The following is a 16,852-nucleotide window of genomic DNA, read 5'->3' as shown; positions in this document are numbered from 1 at the left end:
GTCACCTCTGTCTTTTCTGTTAGAGAATTTCCATTAATTTATCAAGTTCATCAAGCGTCAGATCATCATCGCCAAGATCGCTAGGCGTAAGCTCAGGTCCGTCTTGGGCCAGGCAGTGATCTATGATTTTCAAGAGGTGCCCTTTAAAGCTGTCACTGAACGATTGAATGGTTTTTTCATGAAATTCGAGAGAATGATAGGCAAACGTCATCGTCATCTGCCCATTTTCTATAAATCCGACAATATCCAGCGCATTCGGCTTCTCTGTGTCAGGGCTCAGCGATTGTCCTGACGGCATCCCGGATCTTGTAAATAAGCCGGAATCCGACATCTCATTAAACTGGCCTAAGTAGTTAAAGCTGATATCCGGATCAATCTCAAATGAAAGACTCTCTTTATGCTCAGGCGCCGTTACATAACGCAGAATGCCGTAGCCGACTCCTTTGTTAGGGATGTGTCTGATGTCTTCTTTCATTTGTTTCAGCTGATATGAAAGATCGTCGGCGTGCTTCATCTCAAGGATCATCGGATACATGCTCGTAAACCATCCGACCGTCCGGGTGATATTCAGGCCGTCAAGAATGTCTTCGCGCCCGTGGCCTTCCAAATGAACGCCGATCGTGTCTTCACCCGTCCACTCTTTCAGCGCCAGTCCGAGCGCCGTGAGCAGGATGTCGTTCATTTCCGTATGGTAGGCTTCATGTACGTTTGTCGTCAGCTGTTCAGTTTGTTCAGGCGTCAGAGAGAAGCTGACCGTTCTCGTATGTCTCATGCGCTGATCACCAGACTGCCTGTCTTTCGGAAGCTGAGTGCATACCTCTTTTTCCTCAAGCTCTCTCCAGTAATCCGCTTCTTTCAGAAACGCCTTCGTATTTGCGTATTCTTTGATTCTTTCAGCAAATTCGGCGAATGAATGTGTTTTCGGAGGCAGCGCCGGTTCATTGCCTTGCTTCAGCTGCGTATAAACGGACGTGAAGTCCTCCAGTAAAATCCGCCAAGATACACCATCCACGACTAAGTGATGGATTGCGAGAAGAAGGTGGTCTCCATCTTCAGCCCGGAAGAGCCCGGCCTTCAGCAGATGTCCTGTTTCCAGTGAAATACTGCTTTGAAGACGGTCTGCTTCCCGTTCGATACGGTCCTCATGGTCTTCAGCAGGTCCGTTCAGCTCAAAGACGTTCAGTTCAACAGACGCATCCTCAAGCCCTCTGTAATACGGTTTTTGTTCACGATAAATCATCCGGAGCGCATCATGGTGCACCGTCAGGACATGTAATGTTTTTTCTGTTATCTCCGGATCAAAGCCGCCTTTCGCATGAAGCATGACGGATTGGTTCCAGTGGTGTTTGTCCGTAAAGTTTTTCTCAAAGAACCAGCGCTGGATCGGCGTTAAGTCCGCTTCGCCTTCGACAGGTCCCTGATCGGCCTGCTTGCCTTCCGTCCGCTCCACGTAAGAGACGAGCTCTTCGATGGTCGGATGCTGGAAGAGATCTTTCATCTCCAATTTATACCCGTGCTGGTTCAGACGGCTCGCCATTTGGATGCCTTTGATCGAGTCGCCGCCGAGCGTGAAGAAATTATCGCTTACGCCGATCTGATCAAGACCGAGCACTTCCTGCCAAATGTCAGAAAGCAGCGTCTCCATCTCCGTTTCCGGCGCTTTGTAAGCGGCGCTTCCCGCTTCAATGTCCGGTTCCGGCAGGGCTTTTTTGTCAATCTTTCCGTTTGCGGTGACCGGAAGCTCGTCCATCTCCACCCAGAACGCCGGCACCATGTAGTCAGGCAGCGTGTCTTTCAGCGCGGCTTTGAGCGCTTCAATATCGTTCTGCTGAGGCGCGACATAGGCGCAAAGCGCGGTATTGCCCGCTTTGTCTTCCACAGCCGTCACCGCTGCGTCATGAACATCCGCAAGCTGGGCGAGACGGACTTCGATTTCTGAAAGCTCGATCCGGTAGCCCCGCACTTTGACCTGCTGGTCGATACGGCCGATGTATTCGATGCCGCTCTGCGCGTTCCATTTGACGAGGTCGCCGGTCCGGTACATGCGCTCGCCGGGCACGAACGGATCTGCGGTAAACCGCTTCGCCGTTTCTTCTTCACGGTTCAGGTATCCGCGCGCAAGGCCGCGGCCGGCCACGCACAATTCACCGGCAATGCCTTCCGGCTGCACCTGATCTCCGTCGCCGAGAATATAAGCTCTCGTATTGGCAATCGCCCGTCCGATCGAAAGCGATCCTTTCTCAGGATTGATGACGCCGCTTGTCGCGACGACGGTGTTTTCCGTCGGACCGTAGTTGTTGACGATCGTGTACGGCTTTTTCACCGCCCGCTTCAGCTTGTCGCCGCCGACGAGAAGCATGCGGAGAGAGGTATTTTCCAGCTCCATAAATTGTTCGGCCAGCTGCGTCGGCAGGAAGGTGATGGTCACGCCGTGCTCCTCGAAATAGTGATTTAAGCGGGTGATATCCAGCCGGATCGCTTCGTCAATGACATGAAGCTCCGCGCCGATGGTCCATGTCGGGAACATCTCCCAGATGGAGGCGTCAAAACCGAAGCCCGCGTATTTGGCGCTTTTATCATCCGCCGTCATGGCGAATGCGTCGTGGTGCCAGAAGCACAGGTTCACAAGCGCATGGTGTTCGACCATGACACCCTTCGGCTGTCCGGTCGTTCCTGACGTGTAAATCATATAAGCGAGATGATCCGCCGTTGTTTCCGTCTGCGGGTTCGCTTCATCGTTTTCATCAAGCGGCAGGCTCAGAATGGAGCGGCTGCCGTCAAGCAGGATCGTTTCACCTTTGTAGCCATCCGGCACGTCGAGCGCTTCCTGTGTGAGAAGAAGCTTGGCGCCGCTGTCCTGCAGAATGTAGCTGATGCGCTCTTCCGGGTAGTCGGGGTCAATCGGCACAAATGCCGCGCCCGCTTTTAAGACGCCGAGTACGCCCGCGGCCATTTCCAAGGACGGTTTCGTCAAAATGCCGACACGTTCGTCAGCCGTGACGCCGCAGTCCATAAGAATGCGCGCGATCCGGTTCGCCCTTGCGTTCAGCTCGCCGTACGTCCATTTCGCGCCGTTGTATGCCGCGGCCGGCCGGTTCGCATGGCGGGCGGCCGTTTCTTCAAAGAGACGATGAACCGTTTTGGCCCGCGGCACAGAAATTGTTTTTCCTTTCCATGCGTCAAGGAGGGCTTGTTTTTCTGTTTCATTCACCAATGAAAGCTCAGAAAGCTTCGCAGCCGGATTTTCCGTTGCGGCTTTTAACAGATGAAGCCAATAATGCTTCCACGTCTCTGCCGTTTCCGGTTTAAACAGCGCGGTGTTATATTCAAGCACAAACGTTAAGCCTTCGCCTGTGTCCTCAGCCGTCATTGTCAGGTCAAACTTGGCTGTTTTTCTGTCAAACGGATGGTGCTTCAGCTCGATTCCTTCCATGACCAGATCTTCAGCATTTGCATTTTGCATTGAGAATACCGCATCAAACAGCGGATTTCGGCTCGTATCACGCTGCACCTCAACCTTTTGCAGAAGGTCTTCAAGCGGATAATCCTGCGCGTCAAATGCATGTAAAGCGGTTTGTTTTACTTCTTTAAGATAGTCCGTGAACGTTTTGTCCGCTTCCGGATACGTACGAAGCGCGAGTGTATTCACAAAAACACCGATGACGTTTGCGAGATCCGCATGTGATCGTCCCGCAACCGGCGAGCCGACAATGATGTCATGCTGTCCGCTCAGTTTTGAGAGAAAGGCGCTGTATGACGCCAGCAGCACCATGTACATGGTAGAATCCGTTTGTTTCGCAAGACTGCGAAGAGCCGACGTCTGTTCCTCAGTCAGAGAAAAGACCAGCTTGTCTCCTTCAAAGGTTTGCACGGCCGGACGGCTGTAATCAGCCGGCAGCGTCAATACCGGAAGCTCGCCGTCAAGCTCCCGAAGCCAATGCTCCTCCTGCTTGCGGTACTGCTCTGATTGAATAAATTTCTGCTGCCATACCGCATAGTCTTTATAATGAATCCGCAGCGGCTCAAGCGTTTCGCCGCCATACAAGCGGGACAGTTCATCTATCAGCACGCCGACTGAAGCGCCGTCCGAAATGATATGGTGCATATCAAACAGCAGCAGGTGGTCATGTTCAGCCAGCTTGACCAGTCCCGTTCTGACGAGAGGAAGCTGATCCAGACGGAACGGCCGGATAAAGCTCTGAATAATCTGTTCAGCATCTTCTTCAGAGGCTTCATAATATTCCATGTCGATATCAGCTTCCGCCCATATACGCTGAACCGTTTCTCCATCCTTTATGTCAAATGTCGTTCTGAAGGCTTCATGGCGTTCTGTCAGCTGTTTCATAACGGATTTCAGCTTTTCTGCATCAAGCTTTCCTTTTAAGCGGAGCACAGACGGCATGTTATAGCTTGTTTCAGCGCCTTCCAGCTGCTGAAGCACGAACATCCGCTTCTGCGGTGAAGAAACCGGATACGTTTCCCGCTCGGCCGCCGGTGCGATGCTCTCAGCCGCCTTCCGTTCAGCCCCTTCAATCAGCTGCGCCAGCCCCGCAGCCGTCGGAGAAGTGAACAGATCCTTTAAGGTAAGCTGCACGCCGAATGTCTTCTGAATAAGGGCCAGCAGTTTCATCCCCGCTAACGAGTGGCCCCCGATCTCAAAGAACTGATCATGGACGCCGACCCGTTCCATTTGCAGCACCTCAGCCCAAATATCCGCCAGTTTTTGTTCTGTTTCATTGCGCGGCGCCGTATATGACACGGCATTCGCTGCGGTCACATCCGGCATCGGCAGCGCCCGCCTGTCGATTTTTCCGTTCCCTGTAAGAGGCAGTTCATCCAATTGAATAAAGACGGACGGAATCATATAAGCCGGAAGATCCTTCGCCGTATGCTCTCTCAGCTCCCGGGAAGAGATTTCCCTGAGGCCGACAAAATACGCGCAAAGAAGTTTGTCACCCGCGCCTTGATCCACAGCGAGCACAATGCATTCCTGAATCTGGTCATGGCTTTGAAGCTGATGCTCAATTTCGCCAAGCTCAATCCGCTGACCGCGGATTTTCACCTGATGGTCGATACGTCCGATAAACTCGATATCGCCATTCGGAAGCCATCTGGCCAAGTCGCCCGTTTTATACATCCGTTCACCTTCCTTAAACGGATGCTTTACAAATTTTTCTTCCGTCAGTTCAGGACGGTTGTAGTAGCCTTCTACGAGACCTTCCCCGCTGACGCACAGCTCTCCCGCAATACCCGCCGGCTGAATGCGTCCGGCTGAGTTCATAATAAAGACTTCCGTATTGCTGACCGGTTTACCGATCGGAACGGAGAGCGTATCCTCTTCAATGACATCCACCGGATGGTATGTCGCAAACACCGTGCTTTCCGACGGACCGTACATATGAAGCAGTCTTCCTTTTCCGACTGCCGCCAGCGCCTTTTTGACATGTTCTACAGACGCTCTTTCGCCCCCGAACATGATTTTCCGAAGCGTCGTCAGACAGGACGGCTCCATATCAACAAGCAGGTGGAACAGGGCCGTCGTAATCATCAGAATGCTGACGTTCTCCCGTTTGATCACACGGGACAGGCGCGACATGTCCAGCACCGTATCTTTCGGGACGATCACAAGCTTTGCACCGTTTAACAGCGAACCGAACATATCAAACATAAAAGCGTCAAAGACGTAGTTTGACAGACCGAGCACTGTATCCTCTTCAGAAACGGTCAAATAGTTCGTGTTTTTTACCGTCCGCAAAATGTTGGCATGTGTGACGATGTTTCCTTTCGGCGTTCCCGTCGTGCCTGATGTATAAGTGAGATTGGCAATCGTTTTGGAATCAAACGGCAATGCTGGATTGCGAGAGTCCTTTTCATAGCTCGCCTCATCATCAGCAAGCACAATGACGCCTTGAAAACCGGCCTTTTCCGCAAGCGGCTTGAGGCTTTGCTGAGTCAGGAGCACATTCGCCCCGCTGTCGCGGAAGAAATGCTGAATCCGCTGAACCGGATGCTCAGGATCAATCGGCACATAGGCGGACCCCGCTTTTAACACAGCCATAATGGAAACAATCATGTCCATTGACCGTTCACATAAAACAGCCGCGGTTTTCCCGCCGCCTCCGACCGAAAGAATATGCCGCGCAAGCCTGTTGGCGCGTTCATTCAGCTGCTGATACGACAGAGTTTCCCCTTCGAACTGAAGAGCTGTCCGGTCAGGGTTCTTTCGGGCCTGTTCTTCAAAGATCTGCACGATCGTTTGCTCTTTCGGGTATGCTGTGCGCTCCGGATTGAACCGCTGTAATTGGTTCAAAGCCTCCCATTCAGAAAGCAGATCATATTCGCTGATTTTCGCATCCGGCTGAGCTGCCGCGCGCTCCAGCAGACGGACATAGTGCGCAAGCATGCGATCCGCAGTTGAGCGCTTAAACAGCTTCGTGCAATAATCCAAATCGAGCGCAATGCCTTCCGCTGTTTCCCGGGCCTGCATTGTCAGATCGAATTTAGCGATATTGAAGTTGGTTTCATGAAGAGACAGCGTCAGGTTGCCGATCTCCGGAATTCCGTCCGAAGCATTTTGCAGACTGAACATCGTGTCAAATATCGGATGCCTGCTCATGTCCCGGGGCACGTTCAGCTCCTCGGTCAGCCACTCAAACGGATAATCCTGATGGGAAAACGCGTCCAGCACCTGTTTCCGCACATGACCTAACAAGCCGGCAAATGTCTGATCCTGCTTCACGGAGCTTCGCAGCGCAAGCGTGTTGACAAACATCCCGATAAGCCCCTCGGTATCAGAGTGATTTCTTCCCGCTGACGGTGTTCCCACGATGATGTCTTCCTGTCCCGAATACTTAGAAAGCAGCGTATAGTATGCCGATAACAGCACCATGTAAAGAGTGGCTCCGTTTTTCTCGGCAAGCTTCTGCAGCCGTTCCCGCAGCATTTTCGGCAGCTTGACGGACACGCGGTCACCTTCAAAGCTTTGCACCTGCGGCCGCGGATAATCAGGGAGCAGCTGAAGCACCGGCAGTTCGCCGCTGAAGACTTCTTTCCAGTACGCCCGCTCCTTCTTGTAGCCTTCTTTCGCCCGTTCCGCCTGCCATACGGCATAATCTTTATATTGAATGCGCAAATCAGGCAGCTGATCTCCGCCGTAGATGTCAGCCAGTTCCTTCAGCATGATGGAAATAGACACCCCGTCAGAAATCAGGTGATGCATATCAAACAGCAGCATATGGCGATTGTGACCGAGCGTTTGCAGGCCGATTCTGAACAGCGGCGCCTCAGATAAATCAAAACGGCGCACAAAGTCCTTCATGACCTGTTCATTCGTTCTTCCGCGCGCTTCGATCATTTCAATATGAAACGGAACATGTTCGTGAATCACCTGTCTCGGCGTGCCGTCCTCTGATTGAAACGATGTTCTGAGCGCTTCATGCCTGCTGATTAAGGCAGAAAATGCACGCTCAAGCTTTTCACGGTCTAAAGCGCCCTCAATCATGGCCGCAGCCGGCATGTTATATCCGACTCCCGCGTCTTCAAATTGGCTCGCGATATAAGTCCGCTGCTGAGCGAGCGAAAGCGGATAGCTCGCCTGCTTCTCAGCCGGCTCAATCGCACTGAATGCCTGTCCTTCGTTTCGGTTTTCCGCATAATCGGCAAGCGCCGCAATCGTCGGATGCTCAAACAAGTATTGCAGCGGAATTTCAACGCCCATTTGCTTATGAATTTTCGTCAGAAGCGTCATCGCCTTTAATGAATGACCGCCTGACTCGAAGAAATGATCATAAATGCCCGCCTTATCCATTCCGAGGACTTCCTGCCAGATGACGGTGAGCGTTTCCTCCGTTTCATTTCTCGGCGCGGCATATTCGGATGAGCTGACAGCCTGCACATCGAGCGCAAACAGCTTTTTGCGGTCTGCCTTACCGCTCGGCGTGAGCGGAATTTCGTGCGTTTTTGTAAAGTAAGCGGGCACCATGTAATCTGGAAGGTGCTTGGACACATACTCCCTGTACTCGGCAGGGTGAAACTCGGTTCCTTTTTCCTGAACGATATATGCGCAAACATCTAAGCTGCCCTGCTGATCCGGCCGCGCCAGCACGACGGCCTGGGCCGCGCCCGGAGCTTTTCTGAGCACCGTTTCAATTTCTCCCAGCTCAATACGGTAGCCGCGGACTTTCACCTGATCATCTTCACGGCCAATATATTCGATCGTCCCGTCCGGCAGCCAGCGCGCCATATCACCCGTGCGGTACATGCGGCCGCTTCCGTTAAACGGATCTTGCAAAAACTTCTCTGCGGTCAAATCCGGAAGATTTAAATAGCCGCGGCCTACACCGTCACCCGCGATATACAGCTCACCGGCCGTGCCGTCGGGCTGAAGCCGCTGGTGCTTATCCAATATATACAAACGGGCGTTGCCGAGCGGTTTTCCGATCGGAACATACGCCGCCTGTTGATTCATTCCGTTATCGGCTGACACCTGATGCACGGATGCATCTACGCACGTTTCTGTCGGCCCGTACACATTCGTCAGACGCGGCGCCCTGCCCGATTGATGAAAGAGCGTCATCAGCTGTTCAGCAACAGCGGCGGACAGGCCCTCTCCCCCAATGAGCATGTGGCGCAATTCAATTCCGCTGACATCTCCCGCCGCAACCATCATCTGCAGATGCGCAGGGGTTCCGTCAGTGGCTTCAATCCGGTTTTGACGATAATAGTCGAGCAGTGCCGAGCCATTCGTTACAGTCGTTTTCGGCACGATATAAAGCGTCTGTCCCAAAAGAAGCGAGGCAAAAATCTGTTTGACGGACGCATCAAAATGAAACGGAGCCAAAAGCGCCATTCTTAATGTCTGCTCACCGCATTGATAAATCTCCTGCTGCAGTGATTGCACCAGATGATGAACTTGCCGGTGCTCAATCATCACGCCTTTCGGCCGCCCGGTTGTACCTGACGTGTAGATGATGTAAGCCAGCCGGTCTGATTGTGTGCTGACACCGTCCGCAGCCGTTTCAAACTGAACAGCCTCGTCAAAATCAATCCGTTCGGCATCCGATACAGGCGCCTGTATTCCGGCCTCCGTCAGAACAGCCTTCGCTCCGCTGTCCTCCAAAATGTACTGAATCCGATCCGCCGGAAAATCAGGATCTATCGGCACATAAGCGCCGCCCGCTTTCAAAATTCCCAATATTGCCGCAATGACACGCTCAGAACGGCCAAGCAGCACCGCGACAGGAGTATCGGCTGATATCCCGGCTTTAAGAAGGCGTCCGGCAATTCGGCCTGACTGTTCATGCAATGTGCGATAGGACAATGTTCGGCCTTCATACACCACCGCCGGTTTGTCAGACAGTGACTTCACTTTCTCTTCAAACAGCCCCGGTATCGTCATCTCCCCGCGGTAATTCACCGGATTGCCGGAGGCCCGTGTCAGCAGCCGCTCTTTCTCGGATTCAGAAAGAAGAGTAAGCTCATCAATTATGCGATCAGGAGATGAAATCGCATCTTCAATCAGCGTGATCAAACGTTCAGAAACAGATACAATCTCCTCTCCCTTGAATATGTCGCTGCGATAGTCAAAATCAATCGTCAATTTCCCAGTGTCCCATCGTTCCTTCACATGAATCGAAATATCATTTGTACCGCTTCCGCTGAAAATAGGGTCTGTCAGGAAGGACAGATTCTCTTTTTTCTGCCACTGCATCACCTGGTACTCCAGAGCTACCGTAAACAATCTGCTCAGCGAACTTTTCGAAGCGCGCAAATCATTGACAAGCAGGTTATACGGATACTTTTGGTGGCGGAGAATTTTCATCAGATCCTTCATCCGGCCTTTAACGAATTCCAAGAAAGACTGTCCTCCGTCAACGCTTGTCCGCACAGGCACCGTAGATACGAACATCCCGAGCATCTGCTTTTCTTTCGCATTCGTCCGGTTTCCCATAAACGTACCTGTGACAACGTCATCCCGGCCGGTCACTTTGTAGAGATAAGTGATCAGAGCTGACTGGAACAGAGATAGTACGCTGACTTTATGCTCCTCGCAGAATGAATGAATGCGGCCATATAAGTCGTGAGGAATTTCTTGAGAAAACCGTTTCGCATCAAGACCCGCATCTGCCTGGCTCCGTTTCAGGGACACAAGCTCCGGCACGGTCTCAAACTGCCCGTTCCAAAAATCCCGATCCTTTTTAAACCGCTTCGACTGCACATATTCCTGCTCAGTCAGCACATGCTCGATAAAGGAAGGAATCTCCGTCTGTTCCTCACTTGATCCGCCCGAAAGCTCCAAATAAATATCAGTAATCGCATTGCCCAGAATCGTCATGGAAATCCCGTCTGAAATAACGTGATGCACATTAACGTAGAACCAGACCTCATTTTCGCTGATGGTATACACGGAAAAACGGAATAAATCCTGATCATATAATGCCAGAGGCTTGCTTGCCTCGTCACGTCCCCATTTTGACAGCTCTTCCGCAGAGCAGCCGGCTTGCCTGATGTCTGTATGTTCGATAGTCAGCGGACGGTATTCGCTCACATATTGAACGGGCTCCCCCTCATCATCAAGCCGCAGACGGATTCTCATCGACTCATACCGCCGGACGAATTCCTGTATCGCTTTCTCAACGTAATGAGCCTGTACGCCGTCATCAGAAATGAGTTTCCCGAACCCGGCAAGATTTGAAATACTTGTGTTCGGATAGAATTTTTCTGTATACCAGATACGTTTTTGAGCATTTGTTAAAGGATAAAAAGTTATTTCCATATGTGTGCGCCTCCCCTTTTTAAGATAAAATTGTCAATTCTCCCTTAGAAACAGCCTCCCTCAATGTCCCTAACTCATTATCAAGCCAAAAGAACCACTTACCTCCAAAACGATCCCGATTCAATCACCGCCGAAATCCGCAATCCACTCACCCGCACAGTCCGAAATGCGGCTCAAATTTATGAGAAATCAAGACAAGAATCCAATGTTTGTAAGCAACAGGGTTTACCTATTTCTTCATGAATTACTATATATCTACTTACGTTCACTTTATATGAAATTATTGTTTTTATCACCGAAAAATGGGTGAAAAGTTTCATTCGGCACACCGAAAAAAATTCCGACAATTCCAGAGGGTATTTTGCGGCATCCCGCAATTTATTTTTAAAAATATTATTTATGTAAAATTAAAAATCTTTAAACTATAGTATAAATCTTTCGAATATCCAGTTATGGCAGAATGAAAATAGTTTTCATATATTAGCTGATGGGGAAAAAACAGCGCAAGAACCGAAACAGGAGATTTAATCGTTCGCAATATGATTTCATTAAACCGCAAAAAAAGCACTCTATTTTACATAGAGCGCTTCAAAAAGATTCCTTTATTGCAGTTTTATCAATGTTGATTAATTCCATATATTCTTTTCCCCACTTATACATGGCGTCCAAAATCGGCATAAGGGTCTCTCCTTGCTCCGTTAATGAGTACTCCACTTTCGGAGGGACGACAGGGTAAACTTCCCTGTGAACGATCAGATCCTGCTCCAGCTCCCTGAGCTGATTCACAAGAATTTTGTGCGTAATATCCGGAATTAAAGCTTTCAGCTCATTAAAACGCTTTGTCCCTTCTTTTCCCAGGTGCCACATAATCAGCATTTTCCACTTCCCGCCTATCACGGCAAGCGTCAATTCCTTTTCGCAATTAAACGTTTTCTTATCCATTCGGCTCACGGGCCATTCTCCTTCCTCTTACTTTTTGTACGTTCATCATCTATTCATACACGCTTACTTTTTTACACAACTTTCATCAGTTTATACTACCACGCAGTTTTGCTGAAACAAAGCGCATTGCCTGCGGGGACAGTATCCTCAAAGTAACTATTAGACTTCAAAGTGCGTACTTCTCAACATGCGGGGCACTCTATAGAATGTAAATACACGAAAAAGAGGAGTGGATATAAAGTGGAATTACAGCTGGCATTAGACTTAGTGAATATCCCGGAAGCAATTGAACTTGTGAAAGAAGTCGAACAATATATAGATGTTGTAGAAATCGGCACTCCCGTTGTCATTAATGAAGGCCTGAAAGCCGTACAGAAAATGAAATCAGCCTTTCCTCACCTGAAAGTGCTTGCCGATCTTAAAATCATGGATGCAGGCGGCTACGAGATCATGAAAGCGGCAGAAGCGGGCGCCGACATCATCACCGTTTTAGGAGCGACAGACGACTCAACGATCAAAGGGGCGGTTGCCGAAGCAAAAAAACAGCAGAAAAAAATTCTCGTCGACATGATTAACGTAAAAAACCTTGAAACACGGGCAAAAGAAATTGACCAACTCGGTGTTGATTATATTTGTGTTCACACAGGTTATGATCTTCAAGCAGAAGGAAAGAATTCATTCGAGGAACTGACGGCGATTAAAAAAGCGGTCAAGAGCGCTAAAACCGCAATTGCCGGGGGCATTAAACTTGATACGCTTCCTGAAGCCATCAAACAAAACCCAGATTTAATCATTGTCGGCGGAGGCATTACGGGAGCTGACAATAAAGCGGATGCTGCTGCTAAAATGAAACAGCTGATCTCACAAGGATCATGAAAACGACTGAATACTTACATGAAATACTAAATGAAATATCCCGCACCGCAGCATTAATAGCCGACAGTGAAGCTGACAAGCTTGCAGATCAGATTTTATCGGCAGATCAAATCTTCACGTCCGGAGCGGGGCGTTCCGGCTTTATGGCTAAAGCGTTCGCCATGAGGATGATGCACATCGGCCTGAACGCTTACATCGTCGGTGAGACGCTTACCCCTCCCCTCCAAGAAGGCGGTCTCGTCATCATCGGCTCAGGCTCAGGCGAAACAAAAAGTCTGCTTCATACGGCTGAAAAAGCCAAAAGCCTTAACGGCATCATCACTGCATTAACGATTAACCCCGATTCAAGTCTCGGCAAACTTGCTGATCTTACGATAACGATTCCCGGCTCTCCTAAGGAAGAGACCGGCGGAGACAGAAAGACGATTCAGCCGATGGGTTCTTTATTCGAACAAACTCTTCTGCTGTTTTACGATGCGGTTATTCTAAAAATCATGGAGAAAAAAGAATTGAATTCAGCAGACATGTTTACAAAGCATGCGAATCTGGAATGATTTGCTGACGGCCTTCTTATCAGATGGCCGTCTTTTTATCGTCCTGTTGCGCACAATGACAAGACGGCCAAGGTTTTCGGGTCGGACACTCGCAGACGAAGATATCCTGCCGGTGAGCTTATCGCTATAATAAGTCAATTGACGATACGGCCGCAACCGTTCATTTCTGAATAGAGAAACGGCAAAAAACACTTTCTGATCGGATATTTAATGAATAAAATTGATTTGTGCGGATGGTTTTACAGATATTCAGCTGAATTGCGGCTGAGAAATATATTTTAACAGCTTTACAGCCGGCTGATTCTGCTTTATTCTTGGACCAGCTTTAAAGCAATTTAAAACTGGAGGTGATTGATACTCTTGAAAACATTAAAAGCACTGCTGCTTGTTCTTATCATCATTGCCGGAGCAGTCGCGGCCCTGATCAAGGGTGATCTTTTCTCAGATAACGAGCAGACCGTTCAGAAGAGTGATTACGACAAAGTAATCCTATTTCCGTCCGATCGATATCCGGAAACAGCAAAGCATATTAAGGACGCGATAAAAGAAGGGCATTCCAGCATATGCACCATTGACAGAGACGGAGTACATAAGCGGCGTGAGCAATCTCTTAAACATGTGCCTGTCAAAACGGGATACGATAGGGATGAATGGCCGATGGCGGTTTGTAAACAGGGCGGAAACAATGCCTCCGTAGAATATATTTCTCCGGCAGACAACCGCGGAGCCGGCTCTTGGGTCGGACACCAGCTTACCAATGATCCCGACGGAACGAGAGTATTATTTAAAATCAAGTAAAAAAACAGGAGGAACAGCGCATTGAATAAATCATGGAAACCGCAAGAACTGGCCATTTCTTATCATCAATTTACAATCTTCCAAAAAGATTCAGAACCGCCTGTTATCGATTGGACCGATGAAGCCATTGAAAAAGGATATGCGGAAACTGACGGAGCTGTTTCATTTGAAGCAAGGAGAAATACGAGGGCATTTATCGTCCTCAGGCTTAACACAAGTGAACCGGTACTATCCTATGAGAAAAAAGCGACTGTTCCCTTTGAGGCTGTAAAAGATGGAATTGAGATTGAAAGCGTGATGTCAAAGCGGCTTTTCTTTAATATTCCGAAAGGCCGATACAGCCTTACCTGTTATTCAGTGCCTGCCGAAATATCCGATCTTCATGCGGATACGTATATTATTGATGCAGACGCAATGTAAAAGAAATCCCTGAGAGAATCATATTTCTCTCAGGGGACTTTTACCGTTTGTTTCAATTACATTCTGGTACCAATAAAAACTTTTTTCCTGATCCGTTTCAAATCCTTTTCATCTTCTTTATCTCGATTGATTATACACAAAACCGTAGCGTTTTTGATAGCCGTTCAGCCAGCTTAACAGATCCGTGAATGACCAGCTGCAGCAGCCGATGAGATGAACTCCGTCACTAATAGCCACTCTGCACTGTTCACCCATACTGAAGGTCCTTTACCGTCTTATTCCAAGCTCCTTCAACCTGATAGGCAGACGAAGCTGCCCCCCCATAGAAATGTATCAGGGAACAGACCCTGTTTTTTATGTACCATGTGTTTCATCCTCCTGATGCGTATGATATTGATATCACACGTTATGAAACTCATTTCAGAGCAATCCCGATAAAAAAGCATCCGGCTTGCCGGATGCTTAAGAATGATGATGCCGCTTTTCCAATTTATGAGGCGGAGGCTTCGGGACAAAGCCATTTTGTTTCATCATATTAAAGCGCCTGTCCATATGCTGTTTAATATGTTCTGCTTTTTCTTTCGGCAGGACCCCGTACTCAACATATTTGGATATGACATGTTTGCGTTTTTCGAGCACTTCTTTTTCAAGTGATTCAATTTCTTTTTTCTGCTGTTCCGTGAGTGACATTGTTGAAGGCATTTTTGTTTCGGCGTGTGCCGGCATTGTGAAAACCATTGCTGTAATGAAAAACGCAGCTAAAGACAATGCAGCTTTTTTCATGACTCTTTCCTCCTTTAACGTTTGTTATATGTTGCTCCCTCATCCATTTTTTATGCAAAAAAAAGAGCGAAATTATTCGCTCTTTTCAATCGATTCGTCCGGCAGCGCGTATGTGACATACGTTCCCGCTACAAAATCGTGGATTGACCGTTTGTCTTCTCTCATTCCGACCATGAATGCGCTCACGATCACACCGATTCCAAACGTCACGCCATATATCAGGCCGCCCACAAGCACTCTCAAAATCATAGTGAGAAAGCCTACCTGAGTTCCGTCTTTTTTGACGATGCGGATACCACAGATCTTTTTGCCGATAACATAACCGTTCCAGTATACAGGGAGCAAAATACCATAAAGAGTCAAAATGATGCTGATCATTGCGCTCTCATTCGGATCTTTTCCTGTTGCCAGCATAAAAATAATCGCCAAAGGCACTGAAGTAATTAAATAGTCGAGTACAACGGCTCCCAATCTGATCCAAAATCCCGCCGGTCTGTAAATATTCATCATGTTTCCCCTCGCTATGGCTTCAAAATCACTTTAATGTTGCCATCTTCTTTTTTGTCAAATATATCATATGCAGCAGGAGCTTCCGCAAGACTCATTTTGTGTGTAATGATATCCGTCGGATCAATTTCATTTTGTTCGATCAATTGATACAGCATCGGCATCAGATGAATACCGGGTGCCTGGCCCATTTTTAAAGAAACGTTGCGTGTGAAAAAATCGCCGAGCGGAAAGCCGTCCGCTTCAGAAATGTATGCGCCCGTGAGCTGCACGGTTCCGAACTTCTTAACGGCTTCTGATGCTGTAAGAATCGGGCTGATCGTTCCGAACTGATTCGGTTTTTGCTCTGCTTTTTCTTTTGAAAGCGGCGTGCCGTCCATTCCGACACAATCAATCACTACATCCGCACCCCCTGACGTTTGTTCGTGCAGCAGTTTCCCGATCTCATCATGTTCTGAAAAATTGAAGGTCTCTGCTCCGTTTATGCGTCTCGCATGTTCAAGGCGGTGCGGGACTTGATCAACTGCGATAACCCGTTTAGCTCCTTTTTTCCACGCGAATTTTTGCGCCATTAAGCCGATCGGACCTGATCCTAGAATAACGACTGTATCTCCTTTCTTCACTCCGCTGTGCTGAACGCTCCAAAAGGCGGTCGGCATGACATCTGACAGAAGCAGCACCTGCTCATCTTCAAGCTCACTGTCTGCCGGAACCAGAAAAGAAGAGAAATCAGCGTAAGGAACACGTAAATATTCAGCCTGTCCGCCGGGATAATTTCCGTTAAACTCCGAAAAACCGAATAAACCGCCGGCATCTGTATGAGGATTTGGATTTGATTCATCACACTGGCTTTCCATCTGATGCTTGCAATAATGACATTCTCCGCAGCCGATGTTAAAAGGAATCACGACCCGGTCGCCTTTTTTCAGTTTTTTGACTTGACTGCCCGTTTCTTCAACGATTCCCATCGGCTCATGCCCGACAATATAACCCGGATCGGCGGGTATTCCGTTTTTATATAAATGAAGGTCTGAACCGCATATCCCGGTTGCGGTAATTCGAACGATGACATCTCTCTCATCTTGAATGGCGGGTGCCGGGACTTCTTTCACTTCCATATGTTCTTTTCCTTGATATGTCAATGCTTTCACACTTGGTCAGCTCCTTTTTCATCACTCCTTCCCTTTTCACCTGCTTC

At 48.8% G+C, this 16,852-nt stretch carries 9 protein-coding genes and 1 pseudogene; 4 read left to right on the top strand and 6 right to left on the bottom strand.

All coding sequences use genetic code 11. The annotated features are described in order from the left end of the window. Nucleotides 1-19 precede the first annotated feature (19 nt). On the bottom strand, nucleotides 20-10,774 hold the full coding sequence (gene srfAA / locus ACWJJX_RS15470) for a surfactin non-ribosomal peptide synthetase SrfAA (RefSeq protein WP_454023102.1): 10,755 nt from the start codon (nucleotides 10,772-10,774) through the stop codon (nucleotides 20-22). Between the two features lie 588 nt (nucleotides 10,775-11,362). After that, on the bottom strand, nucleotides 11,363-11,725 hold the full coding sequence (locus ACWJJX_RS15465; RefSeq protein ID WP_016936795.1) for a winged helix-turn-helix transcriptional regulator: 363 nt from the start codon (nucleotides 11,723-11,725) through the stop codon (nucleotides 11,363-11,365). A gap of 231 nt (nucleotides 11,726-11,956) precedes the next feature. Here ACWJJX_RS15465 and hxlA point away from each other — a divergent pair, with 231 nt between their 5' ends. From hxlA to comJ, 4 genes are all read left to right on the top strand, one after another. After that, on the top strand, nucleotides 11,957-12,592 hold the full coding sequence (gene hxlA, locus ACWJJX_RS15460) for a 3-hexulose-6-phosphate synthase (protein WP_369614626.1): 636 nt from the start codon (nucleotides 11,957-11,959) through the stop codon (nucleotides 12,590-12,592). Next, nucleotides 12,589-13,146: a 6-phospho-3-hexuloisomerase gene (gene hxlB, locus ACWJJX_RS15455; RefSeq protein WP_077721772.1), complete on the top strand. Its 558-nt coding sequence runs from the start codon at nucleotides 12,589-12,591 to the stop codon at nucleotides 13,144-13,146. Before hxlA ends, hxlB begins: the two co-directional genes overlap by 4 nt. A gap of 360 nt (nucleotides 13,147-13,506) precedes the next feature. Beyond that, the gene (locus ACWJJX_RS15450) at nucleotides 13,507-13,944 is read left to right on the top strand and encodes a NucA/NucB deoxyribonuclease domain-containing protein (RefSeq protein ID WP_003156588.1); all 438 of its coding nucleotides are present in this window, start codon (nucleotides 13,507-13,509) and stop codon (nucleotides 13,942-13,944) included. 21 nt (nucleotides 13,945-13,965) lie between these two features. Beyond that, the gene (gene comJ / locus ACWJJX_RS15445) at nucleotides 13,966-14,364 is read left to right on the top strand and encodes a competence protein ComJ (RefSeq protein ID WP_077721770.1); all 399 of its coding nucleotides are present in this window, start codon (nucleotides 13,966-13,968) and stop codon (nucleotides 14,362-14,364) included. Nucleotides 14,365-14,382: 18 nt separating this feature from the next. Here comJ and ACWJJX_RS15440 read toward each other — a convergent pair. The 4 genes and pseudogenes from ACWJJX_RS15440 to ACWJJX_RS15425 form a co-directional block, all read right to left on the bottom strand. Continuing rightward, nucleotides 14,383-14,613: pseudogene (locus ACWJJX_RS15440) on the bottom strand (family 1 glycosylhydrolase); the annotation flags it as partial. Between the two features lie 213 nt (nucleotides 14,614-14,826). After that, the gene (locus ACWJJX_RS15435; protein ID WP_369719109.1) at nucleotides 14,827-15,102 is read right to left on the bottom strand and encodes a YckD family protein; all 276 of its coding nucleotides are present in this window, start codon (nucleotides 15,100-15,102) and stop codon (nucleotides 14,827-14,829) included. A 117-nt stretch (nucleotides 15,103-15,219) separates the two neighbouring features. Then, on the bottom strand, nucleotides 15,220-15,654 hold the full coding sequence (locus ACWJJX_RS15430) for an RDD family protein (protein ID WP_021494203.1): 435 nt from the start codon (nucleotides 15,652-15,654) through the stop codon (nucleotides 15,220-15,222). Between the two features lie 14 nt (nucleotides 15,655-15,668). Further along, complete coding sequence (locus ACWJJX_RS15425; RefSeq protein WP_454023101.1) at nucleotides 15,669-16,805, bottom strand: zinc-dependent alcohol dehydrogenase; 1,137 nt, start codon at nucleotides 16,803-16,805, stop codon at nucleotides 15,669-15,671. Nucleotides 16,806-16,852: the final 47 nt, after the last annotated feature.

It is taken from the genome of Bacillus sp. YH3-2-B2 (assembly GCF_053663335.1).
This window is presented reverse-complemented; position numbering and strand designations above follow the sequence as displayed.

Excerpts from the sequence above, each read along its gene's own strand:
- srfAA (WP_454023102.1), bottom strand. The coding sequence starts at position 10,774 with ATGGAAATAACTTTTTATCCTTTAACAAATGCTCAAAAACGTATCTGG.
- hxlB (WP_077721772.1), top strand. The coding sequence starts at position 12,589 with ATGAAAACGACTGAATACTTACATGAAATACTAAATGAAATATCCCGC.
- ACWJJX_RS15435 (WP_369719109.1), bottom strand. The coding sequence starts at position 15,102 with ATGGTTTTCACAATGCCGGCACACGCCGAAACAAAAATGCCTTCAACA.
- ACWJJX_RS15430 (WP_021494203.1), bottom strand. The coding sequence starts at position 15,654 with ATGAATATTTACAGACCGGCGGGATTTTGGATCAGATTGGGAGCCGTT.